The organism is Propionivibrio pelophilus DSM 12018 (genome assembly GCF_059569095.1).
Window position 1 is genome coordinate 20,828 of record NZ_JCANUT010000034.1, and the last position, 20,765, is coordinate 41,592.

Genomic DNA, 20,765 nt, shown 5'->3' on the forward strand with positions numbered 1-20,765 from the left:
TGATCCTTTGGCAAGGTTTTGCAAGGTTGTCTACGGCTAACTCAGAAGTGCCTGCAATCCCCATAACACGACCATCCCCAGGATCACAGTCCACAACGCACTCCGCGTTTTCCAGGCGACCAGCACGGCGAACGTGGCGGCCAGCAGGCGCGGAGGGTCGAAGGCAATGGTAGGCGCTCCCCCGGGAAAAAACAACGCGGGCGTGATGATCGCGGTGAGTACCGCCGGCGGGACGTAGAGCAGGGCGTGCTTGAGCCAGTTCGGCAGTTCGAAGCGCGCGATCAGCGCGATCGGGACGAAGCGCAGGGTGAAGTTGATCACGCCGATGACGATGATCAGCAGCCAGGCGGTCAGTTCTTTTTCCACAGTTTCTCCGAGGCGAGACCCGCGAGGATGCCGACACCGGTGGCGGCGATCAGGTTCAGTCTCAGCGGCAGGTCCAGTGCAACCGAGGCAATGCCGCCGGCGAGCGCTGCGTGGAGCATCGCCGGTTTGGTGATTACCGGCACCACCACGGCGATGAAGGTAAGCGGCAGGATGAAATCCATCGACCAGCCGGACGGGATCAGGCTGCCGACCAGGATTCCCCCGAGTCCGGCCAGTTGCCAGCACAGCCAGATAGCGAACGAGACGCCGAAGAGATACCAGTGACGATGGCGCGGATCGCCCTTCTCCATGTAGTGCATGAGGCCGAGCGCATAGGCCTGGTCGGTCATCATGTAGGCCAGAAGCACCTGCCATTTCCGGTTGAGGGTGCGCAGCGACGGGCCGATCGACGTGGCGTAGATCATGAAACGCAGGTTCATGATGGTGGCCGTGGCGACGATCACCAGCAGCGGGGCGCCGCTGCCGTACAACTGGGAGGTGATGATCTGCGCCGAGCCGGTGAAGATGATCCAGTTCATCGAGAACGCCTGCCACGGGGTCAGGCCGGCCGCCAGGGCGGCGGCACCGCAGATCAGGCCGAAGGGCACGATGCCCATGATGAGCGGCACGAAATCGCGAACACCGGCGATGAACTCGGTTCGCGCTTCGGAGAGTTGCTGCATGGTACGGCGGGGGAGATAGAATGAAGGCCTTGATTTTACTCCCAGAACGCTGTTCCATTCTTGCTGCTATCTGCTGATTTTCATGAACAAGGCCTTTATTCGCGAAACGGACGACGACGAGGACGAGGGCGCCGAGCAGGCGCCCAGCCTGCCGCAGGGAACCCGCAACTACATCACGCCGGGCGGCTATGCCCGAATCAAGGATGAGCTTGACCAACTGCTGCGCGTCGAACGCCCGCATATCGTGGAGGTCGTGCATTGGGCGGCCTCGAACGGTGACCGCTCCGAGAACGGTGATTACATCTATGGCAAGAAGCGCCTGCGCGAAATCGACCGGCGCATTCGTTTCCTGACCAAGCGGCTTGATTTGGCCGAAGTCGTGGATCCCGCGGCGCGGCAGGAGAATTGCGAGCAGGTGTTTTTCGGGGCGACCGTGACCGTCTGCGACGAGCAGGGCGACGAGCAGACCTACCAGATCGTCGGCGTCGACGAGACCGATTTCGCGCGTGGCCGGATCAGCTGGGTGTCGCCGCTCGCCCGGGCGCTGATCCGCGCCCGCGAGGGCGACCAGGTGCGCTTCCAGAGCCCGGCCGGGTGGCGCGAGATCGACGTGGTGAGTGTCGCCTACGTGACTATCGATCCTTGAAGAGGACGGAAACCGCCTTTTTCCGGTTCTTGTGGTGGTTGTTATAATGCGCGCCTTCTTTTGGGGAGGCGTGGCAACCGTCGCTACAGGTGCGACGGAGCGATTGTCGAACGCGTCCTTTTCAGACCGGAACACCACTCATGGACGCATTTCTCGTTTCGGCAGGGATCGTTGCCCTGGCTGAAATCGGTGACAAAACCCAATTGCTGGCCTTCATCCTCGCGGCGAAATTTCGCCGGCCGACGCCGATCATCCTCGGCATCCTGTTCGCGACGCTGGTCAATCACGGCTTTGCCGGAGCCATCGGTTCCTGGCTGACCTCGCTGGTTACGCCCGGCGTGATGCGCTGGGTGCTCGGGGTGTCGTTCATAGGAATGGCGTTATGGACGCTCATCCCCGACAAGTTCGACGAGAGCGAGGCGCGCTTTGCCCACCTGGGGGTGTTCGGCACGACGCTCGTGGCGTTTTTCCTGGCTGAAATGGGTGACAAGACCCAGATCGCCACCATCGCGCTCTCGGCCCAATACAAAACCTTCCTGACCGTCGTGGCCGGGACGACGCTGGGCATGATGGTCGCCAACGTTCCCGCGGTCATCCTCGGCAACCGGATCGCCAACCGTATTCCGGTTCGCCTCGTGCATGCGATTGCCGCGGCGATCTTCGCGATTCTCGGGGTGGCGACCCTGGCCGGGGTCGGAGAGAGCCTCGGGTTCTGAATGAACAAGGCCACGCCGTTTATGGCGTGGCCGAAGCGAATCCGCGCGTGGTCGCGTCAGTTGTCGCTGTCTTCCCAAGCGCGTGAGCGTTCCACGGCCTTTTGCCAGCCCTTGTACTTCACTTCGCGGGCTTCGGCAGCCATCGTTGGCTGGAAGGTGCGGTCGACGTTCCATTTTTCGGCTATTTCCGCCTTGTCCTTCCAGAAGCCGACGGCGAGGCCGGCCAGGAAGGCCGCACCCATCGCCGTGGTTTCGGTGACCTTCGGCCGGTCCACCGGCACGCCGAGGATGTCCGACTGGAACTGCATCAGGAAATTGTTGGCCACCGCGCCGCCATCGACCTTGAGCGCCTTGAGGGTGATGCCCGAGTCTTCCTGCATGGCCTGGAGCACGTCGCGGGTCTGCAGCGCGATCGATTCGAGCGTGGCGCGGACGATGTGGTTTCTGTTGGCGCCGCGGGTCAGTCCGACGATGGTGCCGCGGGCGTACATGTCCCAGTAAGGCGCGCCGAGTCCGACGAAAGCGGGAACGACGTAAACGCCGTTGGTGTCCACCACGGCGGCCGCCATTTCCTCCGACTGTGCGGCGTTGTCGATGAGCTTCAGTTCGTCGCGCAGCCACTGCACTGCGGCTCCGGCGACGAAGATCGCGCCTTCCAGTGCGTACTCGACCTTGCCGTCAACCCCCCAGGCAATTGTCGTCAGCAGGCCGTTGCGCGACGGGACCGGCGTCTTGCCGGTGTTCATCAGCATGAAACAGCCGGTGCCGTAGGTGTTCTTGGCCATGCCGTCGGCGAAGCACGCCTGGCCGAACAGCGCCGCCTGCTGGTCGCCGGCGACGCCGGCGATCGGGATCTCCGCGCCGCCGAAGGTTTGCGGGTCGGTGTGGCCGTAAACACAGCTCGACGGCTTGACCTCGGGCAGCATGCACGCGGGAATGCACAGCTCGTCTAGGATCTGCGCGTCCCATTCGAGCGTCCTGATGTTGAACAGCATGGTGCGCGAGGCGTTGGTGTAGTCGGTGACGTGAATCTTGCCGCGGGTGAGATTCCACATCAGCCAGGTGTCGACGTTGCCGAACAGCAGTTCGCCCTTCTCGGCGCGTGCGCGGGCACCTTCGATGTTGTCGAGGATCCACTTGATCTTGGTGCCGGAGAAATAGGCATCGATCACCAGTCCGGTGTTTTCACGGACGTAGGCTTCCAGATCACGCGCCTTCAACTCGTCACAGATTCCGGCGGTACGGCGGCATTGCCAGACGATGGCGTTGTAGACCGGCTTGCCGGTAGCCTTTTCCCAGACGATTGTCGTTTCGCGCTGGTTGGTGATGCCGATGGCTGCGATTTCCTCGGGCCGGACGCCCAGCTTTTCCAGTACCTCGCGCGCGACACCACTTTGCGACCCCCAGATTTCCATCGGGTCGTGCTCGACCCAGCCGGCCTTCGGGTAGACCTGGGTGAATTCCTTCTGCGCGACGCCGACGCTTTTTCCGGTCTGGTCGAAAAGAATCGCGCGTGAACTGGTGGTGCCTTGGTCAAGTGCCAGAACGTATTTCTTCGTCATTTCCCCGCTTCCTCGTGTTTTGTTTTCTATGCGCCGTGTTCCGCAAAATATTCGTCGAACTTGGCCTGGGCCTGTTCCTCGAAGAGGATTTCGCAGGCTTCCATCAGCCCTTCAGCGTGGCGAATATCCTCTTTCCTCACGACCAGGGCAATCTTCGAACGCCGGCGCAGGAAGTCATCCAGCTTGGTGATCATCTCCTGCTGCTTGGCGAGGCGGATTTCGCAGCGGAGGTAGTCGGTTCCCTTGATCAGGATTTCCGCCTGGCGCGGATCTTCGCGGATGTCGGCGAGCAGTTCCAGCGCCTGCAGATCGTAACGCCGCCACAGGCGCTGGCTGAGCTGCTCGATCGCCTCGGGCGAGGTGTAGCCGTCGAGATTCATCTGCTTCGCCTGCCGCATGTACTCGTCGTAAACCGAACGATGCGGCTCGCCATACCATTTGTACTCGGGGTTGTCGAGATGCACGCCCATCGCGGCCACGTAGCCGGCGACCTCGTTGCCGACGTTCACGCAGTCGGTCAGCTTGCCGCCGAAGATGCTGATGTGCGCCGTCTCGTTGCTGATGTCGATTTCGTGCTTGCGCGACATCTGCAGCCAGTCGCGCTCGTTTCCCTTGCCCTTGCCATTTGCCGTGCCGACGACCAGCGGCCGGACGCCGCAGCGCTCGGCGATGATGTCCTCGCGCGTGAGCGGTTTCTTCAGGTTGAGCCGCTTGTTGATGTTGTCCAGCACGAACAGGCGGTCTTGTTCCGTCACCTCGCTGAACGGCGATTCGGTGCGTGTGTCCGTCGTTCCCACGCACGTGCGCACGCCCATCGGGATGACGAAGAACAGCCGGCCGTCGTCGGCGAAGAAGGTCAGCACGCGCTGGCTCTTCGTGACCTGCGGCACGATCAGGTGGATGCCCTTGGAGAAAACGTGCCGGTGTGCCGTCTTTTCGCCGGTCTTCTGATTGTGTTCGTCGACGAACGGCCCGGCAGCGTTGATCAGTACCTTCGCGCGGATCTCGAACTCGCGGCCGGTCATTCCGTCGCGCGCCCGGGTGATCCAGATGCCGTCCTCGCGGCGGGCGCCGAGCGATTCGACGTAATTGGCCGCGATGCAGCCGCGATCCATCGCCGAGCGGATGAACTGGAAGACGAAGCGCGCGTCGTTGTCGTGCAGGTAGGCGTCGGAATACTCGAAACCGCCGTAGAAGTTGTCGGTCCGGATGAACGGTTCCTCGGCATTGATCGTGCGCTTCGGCAGCCAGCGCGGGGTTTTCGTGAAGCCGCGGCCGAAGAACCAGTAAAGCCAGGTGCCGAGCCAGATGAAGCGCGGATGGAAGCGGAATCCCTTTTCGATCGTCGAGTAGAAACGGATTTCCTTGACCCGCGACGGGTAGTTCTCCATCAGGTGGTTGCGGCTCTTGCACAGTCCCCAGACGAGCCTGAAGTCGTTGCTTTCCAGGTACTTGATGCCGCCCCAGGCGAGGTTGCTCGACTGCTGGCTGGTGAATCCGGCGAAATCACGCTGGTCGATCAGGGCGACGCGGGCGCCCTTGCCGGAAAGCGCCGCGGCGGCGACGGCGCCGTTGATGCCGCCGCCGATGATCAATACGTCGTAAACGCCCTGATCGAGTTTTTCGATATTGCTGTCACGAAGTTTCATTGAAATGCGCCAATATGTTCGTCTAAGTTCGAAGTGTTCTAAATCGAATAGAATTGTAGTCTGTATTGTTTCTAAAGGAATATATTTTTTGTATCCAGGGGAATGACGGTGCCTGTTGATCGGAGGGTGTTGGGGTAAAATTCGTGCCTGCAAGGCCGTGCGAAAAGGGTTGCGTGTCAGGGGGATGGGTTATGAAAAATCGGAATTCGCAAACGAATCTTTCGCCAAGGCATCTTGAAATCATCGAGATGGCAAAGCTCAACGGTTTCCTGTCGACGGAGGAGTTGAGCAAGACGCTCGGGGTCACCGTGCAAACCATCCGCCGTGACATCAACGAATTGTGCGAACAGGGAATGTTGCGGCGATTCCACGGCGGCGCCGGGCTGGCCTCCAGCGTCCAGAACGTTGACTATCCGACGCGGCAGGTGCTGAACCACGAAGAGAAGATTCGCATCGCGCGCATGGTGGCGGACTACATCCCGGACAACGCGTCGCTGTTCATCAACATCGGGACGACGACCGAAGAAGTGGCCAAGGCGCTGCGTGGCCACAAGAACCTGCGGGTGATCACCAACAACCTGAACGTGGCCAATGTCCTGTGCGACAACCCGAGTTTCGAGGTCATCGTGGCGGGGGGCGTGGTGCGCAGCGACCGCGGGGTGATCGGTGAATCGACGATCGATTTCGTGCGCCAGTTCAAGGTCGACTACGGCATCATCGGCATTTCAGGGATCGACGAAGACGGTACGCTGCTCGATTTCGACTACCGCGAAGTACGCGTGGCCCAGGCGATCATCGAGAACGCGCGGCAGGTGGTGTTGGTGACCGATCATACGAAGTTCAGCTGCAATCCGATGGTCCGCCTGTGCCACATCTCGGACATCGATGTTCTCTTCACCGATTGTCAGCCGCCGGAAAGCATTCTGGCCGAACTGGGCAAGGCGAAGGTCGAACTGCACGTTTCAGAACCTGCCGGGGAGCCCTCCGTCTGATCCGATCGTGCCCTGCGGGTTGCGGTGTGCATGCCCAGCCTTGAAATATGCGGCGGTAACCCCATTTAGCCTCGGCTCGCTTGCCGCCGGCGCTCGCGCCTGGCTGTGCATTTCTGACCAATCTATGTAAATCAACGTCTTACGGAGTTATTCATGGGCGCCAACAAGGAAACCCTCGGCTTTCAGACGGAAGTCAAGCAACTGCTGCATCTGATGATCCACTCGCTGTACAGCAACAAGGAGATCTTCCTGCGCGAGCTGGTCTCGAATGCCTCCGATGCCTGCGACAAGCTGCGTTTCGAGGCCTTGAACAACCCGGCGCTGTATGGCGACGATGCGGAACTGAAGATCCGTTTGTCCTTCGACAAGGCAGCGCGCACGCTGACCATTTCGGACAACGGCATCGGCCTGTCGCGCGAGGAGGCCGTCGAGCACCTCGGCACGATCGCCAAGTCCGGTACGCGCGAGTTCTTCTCGGCGCTGACCGGCGACCAGGCCAAGGATGCGCACCTGATCGGCCAGTTCGGCGTCGGCTTCTACTCGTCATTCATCGTTGCCGACAAGGTAACGGTCATTTCGCGCCGTGCCGGGCTGGAAGCCAGTCAGGCCGTGCAATGGGAGTCGGCCGGCGAGGGCGACTTCAGCATCGAGATGGTCGAGAAGGTCGGGCGCGGAACCGATGTCATCCTGCATCTTCGCGACGGCGAAGACGATTTCCTGTCGAGCTGGAAACTACGCCAGATCGTGCGCAAGTACTCCGACCACATCACCCTGCCGATCCTGATGCAGAAGGAGCAGTGGGACGAGGAGAAGAAGGAGCAGGTCGTCACCGACGAGGACGAGACGATCAACCAGGCCTCGGCGCTTTGGGCGCGGCCGAAGTCGGAGATCAGCGACGAGCAGTACAAGGAGTTCTACAAGCACGTCGCGCACGACTTCGAGGAGCCGCTCGCCTACATTCATGCCAAGGTCGAAGGCAAGCAGGAATACACCCAGCTCCTGTATGTCCCGCAGCGCGCGCCGTTCGATCTGTGGGACCGCAATGCCCGCCACGGCGTCAAGCTCTACGTGCGCCGCGTGTTCATCATGGACGACGCCGAGCAGTTGATGCCGTTGTACCTGCGTTTCGTCCGCGGGGTCGTCGATTCGAACGACTTGCCGCTCAACGTTTCGCGCGAGATCCTGCAGGAATCGAAGGACATCGAGACGATCCGCGGCGGCTGCGTAAAGAAGGTGCTGTCGATGCTCGAAGGGCTGGCCGACAGCGATGACGCCGCCGAGAAGGAGAAGTACGGCAAGTTCTGGACCGAGTTCGGTCGCGTGCTCAAGGAAGGCGTCGGCGAGGATTTCGCCAACAAGGAACGCATCGCCAAACTGCTGCGCTTCGCCTCGACGCAGACCGATACCCCGGACGAAACCGTGTCGTTGGCCGATTACGTGAGTCGGATGAAGGAAGGGCAGGAGAAGATCTACTACGTCACCGCCGAAACCTTCACCGCCGCGAAGAACAGCCCGCATCTCGAAATCTTCCGCAAGAAGGGTATCGAAGTGCTGCTGCTCTCCGATCGCGTCGATGAGTGGGTGACCGGCTACCTGACCGAGTTCGACGGGAAGCAGTTGCAGTCTGTCGCCAAGGGCGGGCTCGACCTCGGCACGCTGGAGGACGAAGCAGAGAAGAAGGAATCCGAACAGGCAGCCGACGAGTTCAAGGAACTGCTGGAGAAGATGAAGTCGGCGCTCGGCGAGAAGATCAAGGAGGTGCGGGTGACGCATCGCCTGACCGATTCGCCGTCGTGCATCGTTGCCGACGAGAATGACATGGGCGGCAACCTGGCGCGCATCCTCAAGGCCGCCGGCCAGAAGGCGCCGGAGATGAAGCCGATCCTTGAGATCAATCCGAAACATCCGGCCGTGCAACGCCTCAAGTATGAAGAAGCCCGCTTCGACGACTGGGTCAATCTGCTCCTTGAGCAGGCAACGCTGGCTGAAGGCGGCACGCTGGAAGATCCGGCCGGCTTCGTCAAGCGCATCAACGACCTGATGCTCGCCCTGTCGAAATAATGGATGGAGAATCGCCCCTGGCTTTGTCGACTTCGCCTCGCCGTGCTACAGCACTGTCTTCGGCTCGTCTTCGCGCCATGGGCGATTTTTGAGGTGCGGTGAAGCCGGAAACGCCGTGAACACCGACCCGTCTTTGCTTGAAGGTCTTCCACCGATTCTGGATCACCGAGTCGGGACGCTGATCCTGGGCAGTTTCCCGTCGCCTGCCTCGCTGGCCGCACAGCACTACTACGCACACAAGCAGAACCAGTTCTGGCGGGTGATGGCCGAACTCCTCGGCGAGCCTCTGATGACCTTCGATTACGCCGAGAAGCAGCGTTGCCTGCTGCGCCACCACGTCGGCGTGTGGGACGTTTATCGCACCTGTCGGCGGGAAGGTGCGCTCGATTCGGCGATCGAGGCGGCGGAACCGAACGATTTTTCGCAGCTCAAAAAGCACGCGCCGCGATTGCGGCGCATCTGTTTCAACGGCAAGACGTCCGGAAAATTCGAACGCTGGTTCGCCGGGCAGGGGTATGAAACCTGTGTCCTGCCCTCGACCAGTCCAGCCTATACGTTGTCGTTTGTCCGCAAGGTAGAGCGCTGGAAAGAAGTTTGGGCGGTAGGTTCATAGGCTCCCCTCCTGGGGAGCGGTTCTACTTCTTTTTTGCCTTCAGCTGGTTGCGGACGCACTGCTTGTATTTGGCCTTCGGAGTCCCCTTGCAGGCCGCTTCGGCTTTCTTGCGTGCTTCGACACGAGCGACGCAACGGCCTACGTTCTTCGATTTGGTGCACTCGCGCGGAACCGGCGGCGGAACGTCTTTCTTTGGTTCGGGGGGCGCGGGCGGTGGAGGTGCCGGGACCGATACCGGGTCGGGGTCGGGCGCGAGACCGGGGGCGCCGGGAACGCCGGCGGGACCCAGCTGCGCGTAGGCCGGCAAGGCCATCGTCGCCAGCAGGGAAAGAACAAGCACAACGCTTTTCATCAAAACTCCAGGGATGGGTGGGGCAGGAGTGGGGCAGTGGGCGCTACGTGCGCGATTGTATCCGCACCCGGGCGTTCAAGTCATCAAGGAGATATCCAGAATGAATGTTCTTTACGTTTCCTGACGTTGAGCAGACAAGAACGAGTCGGGTATAGTTCCCCGGGTCTTTTCCTGGATTGAATCCCATGCCCGCGCCGAGCCCGAAGTCCCTTCCCGAACATCGACTGACCGTTCCCGAGGTGCTCGGCATGCTGGTCGAGGATGGTCTGGCCGACCGGGCCGAGGCGGACGCCTTGATCGCCGAGGTGCGGTTGAAGCGTTTTTCCGCCCACCCGCTGGCCATCATCGCCGAGCAGAAGTGGAAATCGTTGCAGCCGCCGTTCCGGCCGCTGACGCTGGAAGAACTTGGTGAATGGTTCGCTGCGCGGGTCGGGCTGGAGTATTTCCATATCGATCCACTGAAGGTCGATTTCACTTCGGTGACCGACGTCGTCTCCAGTGCCTACGCGACGCGTTTCGGCATTCTGGCAGTGCGGGTGACGGCCAGCGAGATCGTTTTCGCGACCACCGAGCCGTTCCTGCGCGAGTGGGAGCAGGAGATCGAGTCGATCACCAAGAAGCGGATCCGGCGGGTGATTGCCAACCCGCTTGACGTCGCCCGCTATCTGGTCGAGTTCTACAACCTGGCGCGTTCGGTGAAGAAGGCGTCGCAGATGGGCAACCAGAGCGCCGGACTGTCGTCATTCGAGCAGTTGGTCGAGCTCGGGCGATCCAACCGCCAGTTCGACGCCAACGACCAGCACATCGTGAACATCGTCGACTGGCTGTGGCAGTACGCCTTCGAACAGCGCGCCAGCGATATTCACATCGAGCCGCGCCGCGAACTGGGCATCGTGCGCTTCCGCATCGACGGCGTGCTGCACCAGGTTTACCAGATCCCGATGAGCGTGATGGCGGCGATGGTCAGCCGGATCAAGATCCTCGGGCGCATGGACCTCGTCGAGAAGCGGCGCCCGCAGGACGGGCGGATCAAGACGCGTACCGCGGATGGCCTGGAGGCCGAGTTGCGCTTGTCCACGCTGCCGACGGCGTTTGGCGAAAAGCTGGTGATGCGCATCTTCGACCCCGAAGTGCTGGTGCGCAATTTTTCCGACCTCGGCTTTTCCGACGAGGATCGCGAGCGCTGGGAAACGATGTCGAACAGCCCGAACGGCATCATCCTGGTGACCGGTCCGACCGGTTCCGGCAAGACGACGACCCTTTACTCGACGCTGAAGCAGCTGGCCACCCCGGAAGTCAACGTCTGCACCATCGAAGACCCGATCGAAATGGTCGAGCCGGCGTTCAACCAGTTGCAGGTGCAGACGGTCATCGACCTGTCCTTCGCCGAGGGCGTGCGCGCGCTGATGCGGCAGGACCCCGACATCATCATGGTCGGCGAGGTTCGCGACCTGGAAACCGCCGAGGTCGCCATCCAGGCGGCGCTGACCGGTCACCTCGTGCTGTCGACGCTGCATACCAACGACGCGCCGTCGGCCGTGACCCGCTTGCTCGATCTCGGTCTGCCGTCGTACCTGATCAGCGCGACGATGCTCGGCGTGATGGCTCAGCGGCTGGTGCGCGTGCTCTGTCCGTCGTGCAAGGAAGCGCGGCCGGCGACGGGCGAAGATAGCGCCATGTGGGATCGCCTGGTGGCACCGTGGAAGGCCAACCGCCCGGCACAGTTCCATCACCCCGTCGGCTGTCTCGATTGCCGCATGACCGGCTACCGCGGCCGGATCGGCCTGTACGAGATTCTGACGCTTTCGCCGGACATGAAGCAGTTGGTCAGCGACAACGCCGAGATCGCCAAGATCCGCGATCTCGCCTACCGGGAAGGGATGAAGCCGCTGCGCATTTCCGGGGCGATGAAGGTGGCGGCGGGGCTGACGACGCTGGCCGAAGTGTTCAAGGTCGCGCCGCCTTCGGAACGCGTGTGACGGATGCCCGACAAGCGTGGGTGAGCAGTGTTTTTCCATGTTTTTTCAGCGCCTTGTGTGTCAACCGGGCTTCCGATGAGCGATAATGGCAAATTATTTTTCAGCCTGCCCGGATCGTCGCGCAGGCGGGTCTCGTGGAAGGTGCTGGATGAAACGTGTTGATGATTTCCGTTTGCGGCTGGGCAACAAGGAACTGGTGCCGATCGTTATCGGAGGGATGGGCGTCGATATCTCGACGGCCGATCTGGCGCTCGAGGCGGCCCGGCTCGGCGGCGTCGGGCACATTTCCGACGCCATGATCAACACGGTGACCGATCGCCGTTTCGACACCAAGTACGTCAAGGAAAAGCTCAAGCAGTACAAGTTCAACGTCGCCAATCCGAACAAGTCGGTCGTCCAGTTCGATCTCGGCCAACTCGCCGAGGCGACCAAGATGCACGTCGGCCGGACGATGGAGCGCAAGCGCGGCGACGGCCTGATCCTGGTCAATTGCATGGAAAAGCTGACCATGAACGCGCCGCGCGAGACGCTGAAGGTGCGGCTCGAAGCGGCGCTCGATGCGGGCATCGACGGCATCACGCTTGCCGCCGGCCTGCATCTCGGCTCGTTCGGCCTGATCGAGGACCATCCGCGCTTCCGTGATGCCAAGCTGGGGATCATCGTTTCGTCGTTGCGCGCGCTGCAGTTGTTCCTGAAAAAGTCGGCGCGGACCAATCGCTTGCCCGACTACATCGTCGTCGAGGGGCCTCTTGCGGGCGGGCACCTGGGGTTCGGCCTGGACTGGGCGAAGTACGACCTGGCGACGATCGTCGCCGAAATCTATCAGTACCTGCAGGCCGAGAAGCTGGACATTCCGCTGATCCCGGCCGGCGGCATCTTCACCGGCAGCGATGCGGCGAGATTCCTGGAGAACGGCGCGGGCGCCGTGCAGGTGGCGACGCGCTTCACGGTCACCAACGAATGCGGTCTGCCCGACCCGATCAAGCAGAAATACTTCGAGGCCAACGAGGACGGGATCGAGGTCAACATGATCTCGCCGACCGGCTATCCGATGCGCATGCTGTCGAACAGCCCGGCGATCGGCGACGGCATCCGCCCGAACTGCGAGGCCTACGGTTACCTGCTCGACGCCAGTGGCAACTGCTCGTACATCACCTCATACAACCGCGAAGTGGCGGCTCATCCGGGCGCCAAGCGCGTGTCGGTGATGGACAAGACCTGTCTGTGCACGCAGATGCGCAACTTCGACCTGTGGACCTGCGGGCATTACACCTATCGCCTGAAGGACACCACCCGCAAGCAGGACGACGGCTCGTTCCGCCTGCTGACCGCGGAGCACGTCTTCAAGGATTATCAGTTCAGTACCGACGGCAAGATCGCGCTGCCCGAATAAGACAGCCGCGCCGTGCTTAGCTACCGTCACGCCTTCCACGCCGGCAACCATGCCGACGTGCTCAAGCATCTGGTACTCATCCAGCTGACCCGCTATCTCGGGCAGAAGGAGAAGCCGTTCTGGGTGATCGACACGCACGCCGGAGCGGGCGCCTACGAACTCGAGGGCGGCTATGCCGCCAAGCTCGCCGAGTACCGCGGCGGTATCGGTCGTTTGTGGGCTCGGGCCGATCTGCCGGCGCCGGTCGCCGATTACGTCGATCTGGTTCGGCGCTTCAATCCCGACGGGCGCCTGCGCAACTATCCCGGCTCGCCGTTCTTCAGTCTGTGGACGCTGCGCGAGCAGGACCGGTTGCGTTTGTTCGAGCTGCACAGCACGGATGCGCGCCTGTTGCGCTCGAATTTCCTCGACGCCGGCAAGCAGGTGGTCGTCGAGGACTCGGATGGCTTCGCCGGACTTCGTGCCTTGTTGCCGCCACAGTCGCGTCGTGGACTGGTGCTCGTCGATCCGTCGTATGAGGAAAAGCAGGACTACGAACGGGTTATTCAGTCGCTGAAAGAGGCACTGACGCGCTTCCCCGGTGGTACGTACGCTGTTTGGTATCCGCAACTGACCCGGATCGAGTCGCGCGAACTGCCGCGGCGCCTGAAGCACCTGCCGGGCAAGGGCTGGCTGCACGTCGCGCTGCGCGTGCGGGAGCCGGCGCGCGACGGCTTCGGGATGCACGGCAGCGGCATGTTCGTGCTCAATCCGCCGTGGACGCTGCACGACACGCTGGCCGGGGTCATGCCGTTCCTGGTCGAGGCGCTGGGCGAGGATGCCGGTGCCGGATTCATCCTGGAGCAGCAGGCGGCCTGAGCCGCCAGCCTTCCTTTCTTTACTGCAACTGCTCGATCCGTTCCTTCAGGCGCTGAATACCGCGTTCCGGCGAGGTTAGCACCGGCACGTCGCTCGGCGGCATGCCGGCCATGGCGCGGGCCATCGAGGCTTGCGCGAGGACGACCACGTCGGCGTTGCCCAGCGCCTCGCGCAGTCCGGCGGCGACGATGCGGTCGTGCGTTTCGTTGTCGCCGGCGAGCAGTGCCTTGAATGCGTCGGCCATCAGCGTCGGGCGGACGTCGATGGCCGCGCCGGCCTCACGCGCACGGCGGTGCAGGTAGTCGAGCGTCGGGCGGAGGGTGGTTTCCACCGTGGCGAGCACGGCGATGCGCGGCCCCTTGCGGATGGCCTCCTCGATCATCGCCTCGTCGATCCGCGTCACCGGCATTTGGGTGAGAAACTGGCACTGTTCGACGCTGCCGCCGATCGACGAGCAGGCGGTCATGAAGATCGCGCAGCCTGCCTTCTCTGCGGCCTGCACGTAACCGGCAATGCGGGCGTTGATCTCGGGCGTCGGTCCGCCGTTCTTCATCACCTCGCGGATCATCGATTCCTCCACGAAATGGACGATTTCTACTCCGGGTAGAACGTTCGCCGTGAGGTTCTGGAACAGTCCGAGCGTGGCGGCGCTGGTATGGAATAGTGCGGCTTTGGTCATTTTGTTTTCACGAAGACAGGTTGTTTTGCAACGCGGCGACGAGTGCTTCGGCAGCCTCGACGTCCTCCTGGGCTGAAATCCCGCCGATCGCCAGTGCGCCGATCAGCTTCTTCCCGACGTTGAAGATCGGAACGCCGCCGGGCATGGCGGCGAATTTCTCGTCGCCGAACCACGAGAGTTCGAGGTTTTCCCGTTGCAGGCGTTGCTGGAAGGCGAGGGTCGAGCACGCCATGCGCGACGCGGTGTAGGCCTTGCGCAGGGTCAGTTCGATGCTCAGCGGGCGTGCGTTGTCGGTGCGGCCAAAGGCGAGCAGGAAGCCGTTGCGGTCGCAGACGGCCACGCTCAGGCCGGTGGCGGCGTACTTCTCGGCAGCGAGTGCGAGCGCGTGGTTGACGGTCGACTGCGCGGTACGCTGCGGCAGGTTGTCGGTCATGTCGGTGCTTACGGTTTGGGCTGGATGTTGAGGATGCGCCGCGCTTCGTCCGGCGTGGCGACTTCACGGTCCATCGCGCGGATCAGTGTCACCAGCTTCTCGACGAGTTGCAGATTGTTCTCGGCCCGCTGTTCGGCGTCGATGAACTTGCTGTCTTCGAAGCCGATGCGCACCAGGTCGGCGCCCATGCCGATCGCCGCGGCGAGGAAGTCGAAGCTCTTGCGGCCGAAGTGGGTGACGCCCCACAGTGCATCCTTGGGAACGAAATGCCGGAAATGCACCAGCGCGTCGATCGTCGCCGGCATCGTGCCGCGATGACCGAATACGGTGTTGATCAGCATCGGCTTCGAGACGCTGATCTGCTCTTCGAGCTGGCAGATCGAGTTGATCATGCCGACCTCGAACACCTCATACTCGGGGACGGTCTTCTTCTCGGCAGCGATCGTCGCGCAGTAGAGGATGTCCGGCAACGAATTGGCGTACACGGCATCGCCGAGGTTGGTCGAGCCGCCGTTGAGCGAGGTCATTTCGACGATCGGGCACTTGAACAGCGGCGCGCAGCGCTGCTCCATGGTCATGTCGGAGATGCCGCCCGAAGAGGCCTGGATGACCAGGTTCGAGCCTTTGCGGATCAGGCCGATGGTTTCGGCGAAGTCGCTGACGTCGGGCGTCAGCTTGCCGGTCTTGTCGCGCACGTGCAGGTGGACCATCGCCGCGCCGAGTTTTTCCGCCTGTACCACTTCGGCTGCGACTTCGGCGGGGATGACCCGCGTGTCGGCGGCGGAAACCGGGGCGAGCGAGATGATGACCTTGTTCATTCTGCTGTCTCCTTCAAGAGTCGCGATTGTTGGCGTCGGGCGATTGCCCGAGTGCGATGCGGCGTATTAGATCGGCCGCGCTGAAGGCGTGTCAATGAGCAAGTGGTGATCTTTTGTGATTGATTTTGATGTGTTTTTGCGGCTTTGGCGAGGCAACCCGCTGTTTCGGAAGCCTTTTGGCCGACTCCTGCGAATGTCGGTGATGCCCGGCATGCGCCGGGCAGGGGGCGGTCAGGGCAGGTTTTCGCGGAAAACCACGCTGATGCGCAGCGCCTCGACGCCGGCGAGTGGGTCGCGTTTGTCGCGCAGGTTGCAGAAGATGCGCACGCAGTTCATCACCACGCTCAGCGGCGGCTGCGTGAGCACGGCGTCCATCGCGCCGTCGATCAGCAGCGAACGCGTGTCGGGCGTCAGGCCGTGGCCGACGAGGACGATCTTCTGGTCGCGGCCGGCGTCCTTGAGCGCCAGCGCCACGCCGTCGGCACCGCCGCCGATGTTGTAGATGCCGACGAGGTCGGGAAACTGCTCCAGCAGTTGCCGGGTTTCCTTGCGGTTCTTTTCGGCGTCGTCCTGGCCCTCGCGCAGGCCGACGACGCGCATGGCAGGGAACATCTCGCTCATCACGCTGAGAAAGCCGACCTCGCGCTCCTCGTGGCCGCGATAGGCGCGGCTGCCGGCGATCAGCGCCACCGCGCCGCGTCCGCCGGCGAAGCGGCCGACGATCAGCCCGGCGGTGCGTCCCGCCGCGCGGTTGTCCAGGCCGACGTAGGCGACGCGGCGTGAATGGGTCAGGTCGGAGACCAGCGTGACCACGGGAATGCCTTCTTCCGCCAGCGTGGCCACCGCTTCGCGCACGCGGGGGTGTTCCAGGGCCATGAAGGCGACCCCGTCGGAGCGGCGGCCGTGGTAGAGCAGGCGCTCGGCCAGCACGTCGGGATTGAAGCCCTCGATGAAATAGCTGCGGCAGCGAACGTTGAACGGGGTCAGGTGTTCCTCCGAGGAGGCGACCATGTCACCGAGCATACGCAAGTAGCGGTTGGTTCCCGAGGGAAGGAGAAAGCTCAGGCGCAGCGGCTTGGGGCGCAGCGATTCGAACAGGCTGGCTTCCGGCAGGTAGTCGAGGTTGCCGGCGACCTTGAGCACGCGCTGGACGGTGGCCTCGCGCACGCCTGGGCGGCGGTTGAGGACGCGATCGACGGTGGCGGTGGAAACGCCCGCCTCGCGGGCGATATCAACGATGCGGGTTCGGGATAGTTTTGATGACATGGCGTAAAAACATCAAAATAAATCAATTCGATCGTTTGACCGGAGCTTGGATACGGGCATAAGGTTCGCTTCGTGGCAGGGTCACAACAACATTTCCATTCAATTAAATATCAGGAGACATCATGGTTGCAAGCCGCTTGTTCTCTCGTCGCACGATTCTTGGCCTGGTTTCGGCCGTCTGTCTGGGGGCGACGCCGTTCGCTTACGCGCAAAAAACCATCGAGTGGCGCTACGGCCACATGAACCCGCCGTCGAGCGCTGCCGGCATTCAGGCCAACTGGCTGGCCGAAGCCGTGGAAAAGCACACCAACGGGCAGATCAAGATCAAGGTTTACCCGGCATCCAGCCTTGGCAAGCTGCAGGAGCTGGCTGAAGCGGCATCGACCGGGACCATCGCCCTGTCGCACAACACGGCCGCCGGCATTGGTTCGCTGCACGAGCCGTTCGCCGCCCTCGATACGCCGTATCTCTACCGCGACGTCGACCACCTGATGAAGACCGTCGATGTCGACTCGCCGGTGATGAAGAAACTCAATGACGGCCTGATCAAGTCGGCCGGCGTGCGCGTGCTCTACGCCTACTACTTCGGTACCCGCCAGCTCACGGCGAACAAGGCGGTGACGCAGCCTTCCGAACTCGCCGGGACGAAAATCCGTGCGATTCCGTTCCCGATCTACATGAGCACCGTCGAGGGGCTGGGTGCGGTTCCGGTTCCGGTCGACTGGTCGGAAGTGCCGACGGCGCTGGCGACCGGCGTCGTCAACGGCCAGGAGAACCCGGTCAACGTGGTGCTCTCGAGCAAGCTGTACGAGGCGCAGTCGCACATGATGCTGACCGGCCACATCATGAACGCCCAGGTCATCATCATCAACGAGAAGATCTGGCAGGGACTGTCGCCGGAGCTGCGCCAGTCCGTGGCCAAGGCCGCCGCCGAGGTTCGCCAGCGCGCCACCGAGACGGTGCGTGCGCAGGAGTCCGAGGAGCTGGCCAAGCTCAAGAGCCTGAAGATGACCGTCATCGGCCCGGATAACGGCCTCAAGCTCGATGCCTTCAAGGCGTCGGTCAAGAAGGTGATCGACCAGAAGTTCGCGGCGAAGTACGGCGACCTGTACAAGGAAATCGCTGCCGTCAAGTGACGCGGGAGTTGCTGGTTTATTGCTGAGTCGTCATTCCGGCGAACGCCGGAATCCAGGAGTTCAAGAAACTGGGCCCCGGCTTTTCCGGGGTGACGAGCGATCGCCGTACATATTGCTCCGGCCCGATGAAGTAGAAAGTTGCCGTCATACCGGCGTAGGCCGGTATCCAGTATCGGAGAGCAATCGCCGACTGGACCCCGGCCTTCGCCGGGGTGACGAATCTATACATCTTCAGGCCTCATCGATAAGAAGCACAGAGAGGTTCAGACAATGCAACACGATACATCGCCGCCCGACAGCGGGATCTTGTACCGCGCCTGCCGGTTCTTCGAAGTCGTCGCCATGATCCTGCTCGGGGTGATGACGTTCCTGGTGCTGCTGCAGATCGCCGGGCGGGATCTGTTCGGCTCCGGCTGGCCCTGGGCCGACGAGCTGGCGCGTTATGCCGGGCTGGGACTGGTCTATCTGACCATTCCGCTGCTGCTGATGCGCGACGGGCACGTCAAGGTCGACATGATTTCCAGCCGGTTTACCGGCAAGGCGGCCTATGCGCTGCACCTGTTCAACGAGGCGCTGATCGTCCTCTTCTGCGGCCTGTTCTTCTGGGGCGGCTGGGCGTTCATGCAGAAAGCCGCGAAATTCTCGACGCCGGCGCTGGGCATGCCGAACTGGCTGTTCTACCTGCCGGCGGCCATCGGCATGCTGCTGTTCGGGCTTGTTGCGTTGTCCCGCCTGCTGCGTGCGCTGAAGGGTAAATCGCCGGCCGCCTGCCACGCATCGACCGTGACGGAAGGAGCCGCATCATGATGAGTCTTTCCGTGCTGCTGATCTTCGTCGTCACCATGATGTTGGGGCTGCCGATCGCCGTCTCGATGGGGCTCTCCGCCGGGGTGGTGATCTGGCTGGCCGACATGCCGTTGTCGGTGCTGGCCCAGCGCACCATCAACGCGCTCGACTCCGTGCCGCTGCTCGCCGTGCCGATGTTCATTTTCGCCGCGGCCCTGTTCGGCGCGTCGGGGATTACCCGCCACCTGTTCTCGGTGATCCAGATGCTCGTCGGACGGATTCGCGGCGGCATGGGGCATGTGACCGTGCTCGCCAACCTGATCTTTTCCGGCATTTCGGGGGCGGCGCTGGCGGACATCGGCGCACTCGGCGGCACGCAGATCAAGCAGATGCGCGACCGCGGCTACAGCGATGAATTCGCCACCGGCATCACCATGGCGGCGGCGACCATCGGGCCGATCTTTCCGCCGAGCATTCCGCTGATCATCTTCGCCGCCGCGGCGGAAGTGTCGGCGGTGAAGCTGCTGCTGGCCGGGGCTATTCCCGCAATCGTCCTGGCGATCTTCCTGATGGCGCAGGTGAGCGTCATGGCGCGGCGGCAGAACCTGCCGGCCGACACCACGCCGTTCGACTGGGGCGCTTTTGGCAAGTGCTTCATCGTCGCGCTGCCGGCGCTGATCGCTCCGGTCATCCTGGTCGGCGGGCTGATCAGCGGCTGGTTCGGGCCGACCGAAGTGGCCGGCGTGACCGTGGTCTACGGGCTGCTACTTGGCACGCTGGTGTACCGCGAGCTGACCTGGGCCGGCGTGGTCGAAGCGGCGCGGGAGACCGTGCGTTCGACGGCCAGCGTGCTGTTCATCGTCGGCTCGGCGGCATTGTTCGCCTGGGTTCTGACCATCGACCAGGTGCCGATGAAAGCCAGCGAGTTCCTCCTGGGCATGTCGCAGAGCCCGTATGTCCTGCTGCTGCTGGTCAACGTGCTGCTGCTGGTCGTCGGCATGGTGATGGAGTCGATCGCCGCGATCCTGATCCTGGCGCCGATCCTCACCCCGGCGCTGATGGAGGCGGGCGTCGATCCGGTGCAACTGGGCGTGGTCGTCGTCCTCAACCTGATGGTCGGCCTGCTCACGCCACCGGTCGGCATGAGCCTCTACATGGTGTCCTCGATCTCGCGGCTGCCGCTGCAGCGTGTCGTGGCGGGCGCCATTCCGTTCCTTATTCCCCTGGTTCTGGCGTTGGGCGTGGTGACCTTCGTTCCCGCCGTTTCGACCTGGTTACCCAACCTGATAATGAAGTGATCCCATGAGCAGACATCTAGGAGCAATCCGTCAACTGGGCTACGTCGTGCCCGATATCGAAGCGGCCATGGACTACTGGTCGCGCACGCTGGGCGTCGGTCCGTGGTACTACAACCCGCAGGTGCCGATCAAGAACTACTGAGGTAGGTCGTCAACCGTAGAGTCCAACGGGTTAAGCGGCTATCTGTTTTGCATGGTATTGCTGGGTGAATTGTGCCGGCGACAGATAGCCCAGTCTCGCCTGCTTACGAATTCGGTTGTAGAAGATTTCAATGTACTCGGTGATTTCCTGCCGGGCCTGTGTGCGCGTAGTAAAGCGCCTGTGATGCACCAACTCGTTTTTCAGGGAACCCCAGAAACTCTCCATCGGCGCGTTGTCCCAACAATTGCCCTTGCGGCTCATGGAAGCTTGCATGCCGAATTGTTGCAGTTGCTTTCGATAAGCGTGGGCGCAGTACTGGCTGCCGCGATCTGAATGG

General features: G+C 62.4%; 22 protein-coding genes. 12 read left to right on the forward strand and 10 right to left on the reverse strand.

Annotated elements, in window-relative coordinates:
* Positions 1-36: 36 nt before the first annotated feature.
* Entirely contained in the window at positions 37-366 is a 330-nt protein-coding gene (locus tag BO74_RS13720) for an AzlD domain-containing protein (RefSeq protein WP_496442940.1), read from the reverse strand.
* On the reverse strand, positions 351-1,049 hold the full coding sequence (locus BO74_RS13725; protein WP_496442941.1) for an AzlC family ABC transporter permease: 699 nt from the start codon (positions 1,047-1,049) through the stop codon (positions 351-353). The genes BO74_RS13720 and BO74_RS13725 overlap by 16 nt, the downstream gene beginning before the upstream one ends.
* 82 nt (positions 1,050-1,131) lie before the next feature.
* Here BO74_RS13725 and greB point away from each other — a divergent pair, with 82 nt between their 5' ends.
* Together greB and BO74_RS13735 are read left to right on the forward strand one after the other, a co-directional pair.
* Positions 1,132-1,695: a transcription elongation factor GreB gene (gene greB, locus BO74_RS13730; RefSeq protein ID WP_496442942.1), complete on the forward strand. Its 564-nt coding sequence runs from the start codon at positions 1,132-1,134 to the stop codon at positions 1,693-1,695.
* A 140-nt stretch (positions 1,696-1,835) separates the two neighbouring features.
* A complete protein-coding gene (locus tag BO74_RS13735; RefSeq protein ID WP_496442943.1) occupies positions 1,836-2,411 on the forward strand; it encodes a TMEM165/GDT1 family protein in 576 nt (191 codons plus the stop codon).
* A 56-nt stretch (positions 2,412-2,467) separates the two neighbouring features.
* Here BO74_RS13735 and glpK read toward each other — a convergent pair whose 3' ends face one another.
* Positions 2,468-3,973, reverse strand: a complete 1,506-nt coding sequence (glpK, locus tag BO74_RS13740; RefSeq protein ID WP_496442944.1) for a glycerol kinase GlpK — start codon at positions 3,971-3,973, stop codon at positions 2,468-2,470.
* 26 nt (positions 3,974-3,999) lie between these two features.
* Positions 4,000-5,622 carry a glycerol-3-phosphate dehydrogenase/oxidase gene (locus BO74_RS13745; protein WP_496442945.1) on the reverse strand — a complete coding sequence of 541 codons (1,623 nt, stop codon included), beginning with the start codon at positions 5,620-5,622 and terminating at the stop codon, positions 4,000-4,002.
* A 191-nt stretch (positions 5,623-5,813) separates the two neighbouring features.
* On the opposite strand from BO74_RS13745, the gene BO74_RS13750 reads away from it, so the two are divergent.
* The 3 genes from BO74_RS13750 (at position 5,814) to BO74_RS13760 (ending at position 9,288) form a co-directional block, all read left to right on the forward strand.
* Complete coding sequence (locus BO74_RS13750) at positions 5,814-6,614, forward strand: DeoR/GlpR family DNA-binding transcription regulator (protein WP_496442946.1); 801 nt, start codon at positions 5,814-5,816, stop codon at positions 6,612-6,614.
* 153 nt (positions 6,615-6,767) lie between these two features.
* A complete protein-coding gene (htpG, locus tag BO74_RS13755; RefSeq protein ID WP_496442947.1) occupies positions 6,768-8,675 on the forward strand; it encodes a molecular chaperone HtpG in 1,908 nt (635 codons plus the stop codon).
* Positions 8,676-8,790: 115 nt separating this feature from the next.
* Positions 8,791-9,288, forward strand: a complete 498-nt coding sequence (locus BO74_RS13760; RefSeq protein WP_496442948.1) for a DNA-deoxyinosine glycosylase — start codon at positions 8,791-8,793, stop codon at positions 9,286-9,288.
* Positions 9,289-9,310: 22 nt separating this feature from the next.
* Here BO74_RS13760 and BO74_RS13765 read toward each other — a convergent pair whose 3' ends face one another.
* Positions 9,311-9,640 (reverse strand): hypothetical protein, encoded by a 330-nt coding sequence (locus BO74_RS13765; protein WP_496442949.1) that lies wholly within the window; start codon positions 9,638-9,640, stop codon positions 9,311-9,313.
* A gap of 185 nt (positions 9,641-9,825) precedes the next feature.
* On the opposite strand from BO74_RS13765, the gene tfpB reads away from it, so the two are divergent.
* The 3 genes from tfpB to BO74_RS13780 all read left to right on the forward strand — a co-directional run bounded on the left by tfpB (position 9,826) and on the right by BO74_RS13780 (position 13,870).
* Positions 9,826-11,619 carry a type IV pilus assembly ATPase TfpB gene (gene tfpB, locus BO74_RS13770; RefSeq protein ID WP_496442950.1) on the forward strand — a complete coding sequence of 598 codons (1,794 nt, stop codon included), beginning with the start codon at positions 9,826-9,828 and terminating at the stop codon, positions 11,617-11,619.
* A 148-nt stretch (positions 11,620-11,767) separates the two neighbouring features.
* Positions 11,768-13,012 carry a nitronate monooxygenase gene (locus tag BO74_RS13775; protein WP_496442951.1) on the forward strand — a complete coding sequence of 415 codons (1,245 nt, stop codon included), beginning with the start codon at positions 11,768-11,770 and terminating at the stop codon, positions 13,010-13,012.
* A gap of 12 nt (positions 13,013-13,024) precedes the next feature.
* Complete coding sequence (locus tag BO74_RS13780; RefSeq protein WP_496442952.1) at positions 13,025-13,870, forward strand: 23S rRNA (adenine(2030)-N(6))-methyltransferase RlmJ; 846 nt, start codon at positions 13,025-13,027, stop codon at positions 13,868-13,870.
* A 19-nt stretch (positions 13,871-13,889) separates the two neighbouring features.
* Here the strand turns inward: BO74_RS13780 and BO74_RS13785 are convergent, their stop codons facing one another.
* The 4 genes from BO74_RS13785 to BO74_RS13800 form a co-directional block, all read right to left on the reverse strand.
* Entirely contained in the window at positions 13,890-14,549 is a 660-nt protein-coding gene (locus BO74_RS13785) for an aspartate/glutamate racemase family protein (protein ID WP_496442953.1), read from the reverse strand.
* Positions 14,550-14,556: 7 nt separating this feature from the next.
* Complete coding sequence (locus BO74_RS13790; RefSeq protein WP_496442954.1) at positions 14,557-14,982, reverse strand: GlcG/HbpS family heme-binding protein; 426 nt, start codon at positions 14,980-14,982, stop codon at positions 14,557-14,559.
* Between the two features lie 8 nt (positions 14,983-14,990).
* Positions 14,991-15,800, reverse strand: coding sequence for a beta-keto acid cleavage family enzyme (locus tag BO74_RS13795; protein ID WP_496442955.1), 810 nt, complete (start codon positions 15,798-15,800; stop codon positions 14,991-14,993).
* Between the two features lie 231 nt (positions 15,801-16,031).
* Positions 16,032-17,066 carry a LacI family DNA-binding transcriptional regulator gene (locus BO74_RS13800; protein ID WP_496442956.1) on the reverse strand — a complete coding sequence of 345 codons (1,035 nt, stop codon included), beginning with the start codon at positions 17,064-17,066 and terminating at the stop codon, positions 16,032-16,034.
* A 122-nt stretch (positions 17,067-17,188) separates the two neighbouring features.
* On the opposite strand from BO74_RS13800, the gene BO74_RS13805 reads away from it, so the two are divergent.
* From BO74_RS13805 to BO74_RS13820, 4 genes are all read left to right on the forward strand, one after another.
* Positions 17,189-18,202, forward strand: a complete 1,014-nt coding sequence (locus tag BO74_RS13805; RefSeq protein ID WP_496442957.1) for a TRAP transporter substrate-binding protein — start codon at positions 17,189-17,191, stop codon at positions 18,200-18,202.
* A 270-nt stretch (positions 18,203-18,472) separates the two neighbouring features.
* On the forward strand, positions 18,473-19,009 hold the full coding sequence (locus BO74_RS13810) for a TRAP transporter small permease (protein ID WP_496442958.1): 537 nt from the start codon (positions 18,473-18,475) through the stop codon (positions 19,007-19,009).
* A complete protein-coding gene (locus BO74_RS13815) occupies positions 19,006-20,286 on the forward strand; it encodes a TRAP transporter large permease (RefSeq protein ID WP_496442959.1) in 1,281 nt (426 codons plus the stop codon). The genes BO74_RS13810 and BO74_RS13815 overlap by 4 nt, the downstream gene beginning before the upstream one ends.
* A gap of 4 nt (positions 20,287-20,290) precedes the next feature.
* On the forward strand, positions 20,291-20,428 hold the full coding sequence (locus BO74_RS13820; protein WP_496442960.1) for a VOC family protein: 138 nt from the start codon (positions 20,291-20,293) through the stop codon (positions 20,426-20,428).
* Between the two features lie 30 nt (positions 20,429-20,458).
* Here the strand turns inward: BO74_RS13820 and BO74_RS13825 are convergent.
* On the reverse strand, positions 20,459-20,765 hold a 307-nt coding region (locus BO74_RS13825; protein ID WP_496442961.1), incomplete at its 5' end, for an IS3 family transposase.

Coding starts and splice junctions, on each gene's coding strand:
- BO74_RS13725 (WP_496442941.1), bottom strand. CDS start 1,049: ATGCAGCAACTCTCCGAAGCGCGAACCGAGTTCATCGCCGGTGTTCGC.
- greB (WP_496442942.1), top strand. CDS start 1,132: ATGAACAAGGCCTTTATTCGCGAAACGGACGACGACGAGGACGAGGGC.
- BO74_RS13735 (WP_496442943.1), top strand. CDS start 1,836: ATGGACGCATTTCTCGTTTCGGCAGGGATCGTTGCCCTGGCTGAAATC.
- glpK (WP_496442944.1), bottom strand. CDS start 3,973: ATGACGAAGAAATACGTTCTGGCACTTGACCAAGGCACCACCAGTTCA.
- BO74_RS13745 (WP_496442945.1), bottom strand. CDS start 5,622: ATGAAACTTCGTGACAGCAATATCGAAAAACTCGATCAGGGCGTTTAC.
- BO74_RS13750 (WP_496442946.1), top strand. CDS start 5,814: ATGAAAAATCGGAATTCGCAAACGAATCTTTCGCCAAGGCATCTTGAA.
- htpG (WP_496442947.1), top strand. CDS start 6,768: ATGGGCGCCAACAAGGAAACCCTCGGCTTTCAGACGGAAGTCAAGCAA.
- BO74_RS13765 (WP_496442949.1), bottom strand. CDS start 9,640: ATGAAAAGCGTTGTGCTTGTTCTTTCCCTGCTGGCGACGATGGCCTTG.
- tfpB (WP_496442950.1), top strand. CDS start 9,826: ATGCCCGCGCCGAGCCCGAAGTCCCTTCCCGAACATCGACTGACCGTT.
- BO74_RS13775 (WP_496442951.1), top strand. CDS start 11,768: ATGAAACGTGTTGATGATTTCCGTTTGCGGCTGGGCAACAAGGAACTG.
- BO74_RS13785 (WP_496442953.1), bottom strand. CDS start 14,549: ATGACCAAAGCCGCACTATTCCATACCAGCGCCGCCACGCTCGGACTG.
- BO74_RS13790 (WP_496442954.1), bottom strand. CDS start 14,982: ATGACCGACAACCTGCCGCAGCGTACCGCGCAGTCGACCGTCAACCAC.
- BO74_RS13795 (WP_496442955.1), bottom strand. CDS start 15,800: ATGAACAAGGTCATCATCTCGCTCGCCCCGGTTTCCGCCGCCGACACG.
- BO74_RS13800 (WP_496442956.1), bottom strand. CDS start 17,066: ATGTCATCAAAACTATCCCGAACCCGCATCGTTGATATCGCCCGCGAG.
- BO74_RS13805 (WP_496442957.1), top strand. CDS start 17,189: ATGGTTGCAAGCCGCTTGTTCTCTCGTCGCACGATTCTTGGCCTGGTT.
- BO74_RS13810 (WP_496442958.1), top strand. CDS start 18,473: ATGCAACACGATACATCGCCGCCCGACAGCGGGATCTTGTACCGCGCC.
- BO74_RS13815 (WP_496442959.1), top strand. CDS start 19,006: ATGATGAGTCTTTCCGTGCTGCTGATCTTCGTCGTCACCATGATGTTG.
- BO74_RS13820 (WP_496442960.1), top strand. CDS start 20,291: ATGAGCAGACATCTAGGAGCAATCCGTCAACTGGGCTACGTCGTGCCC.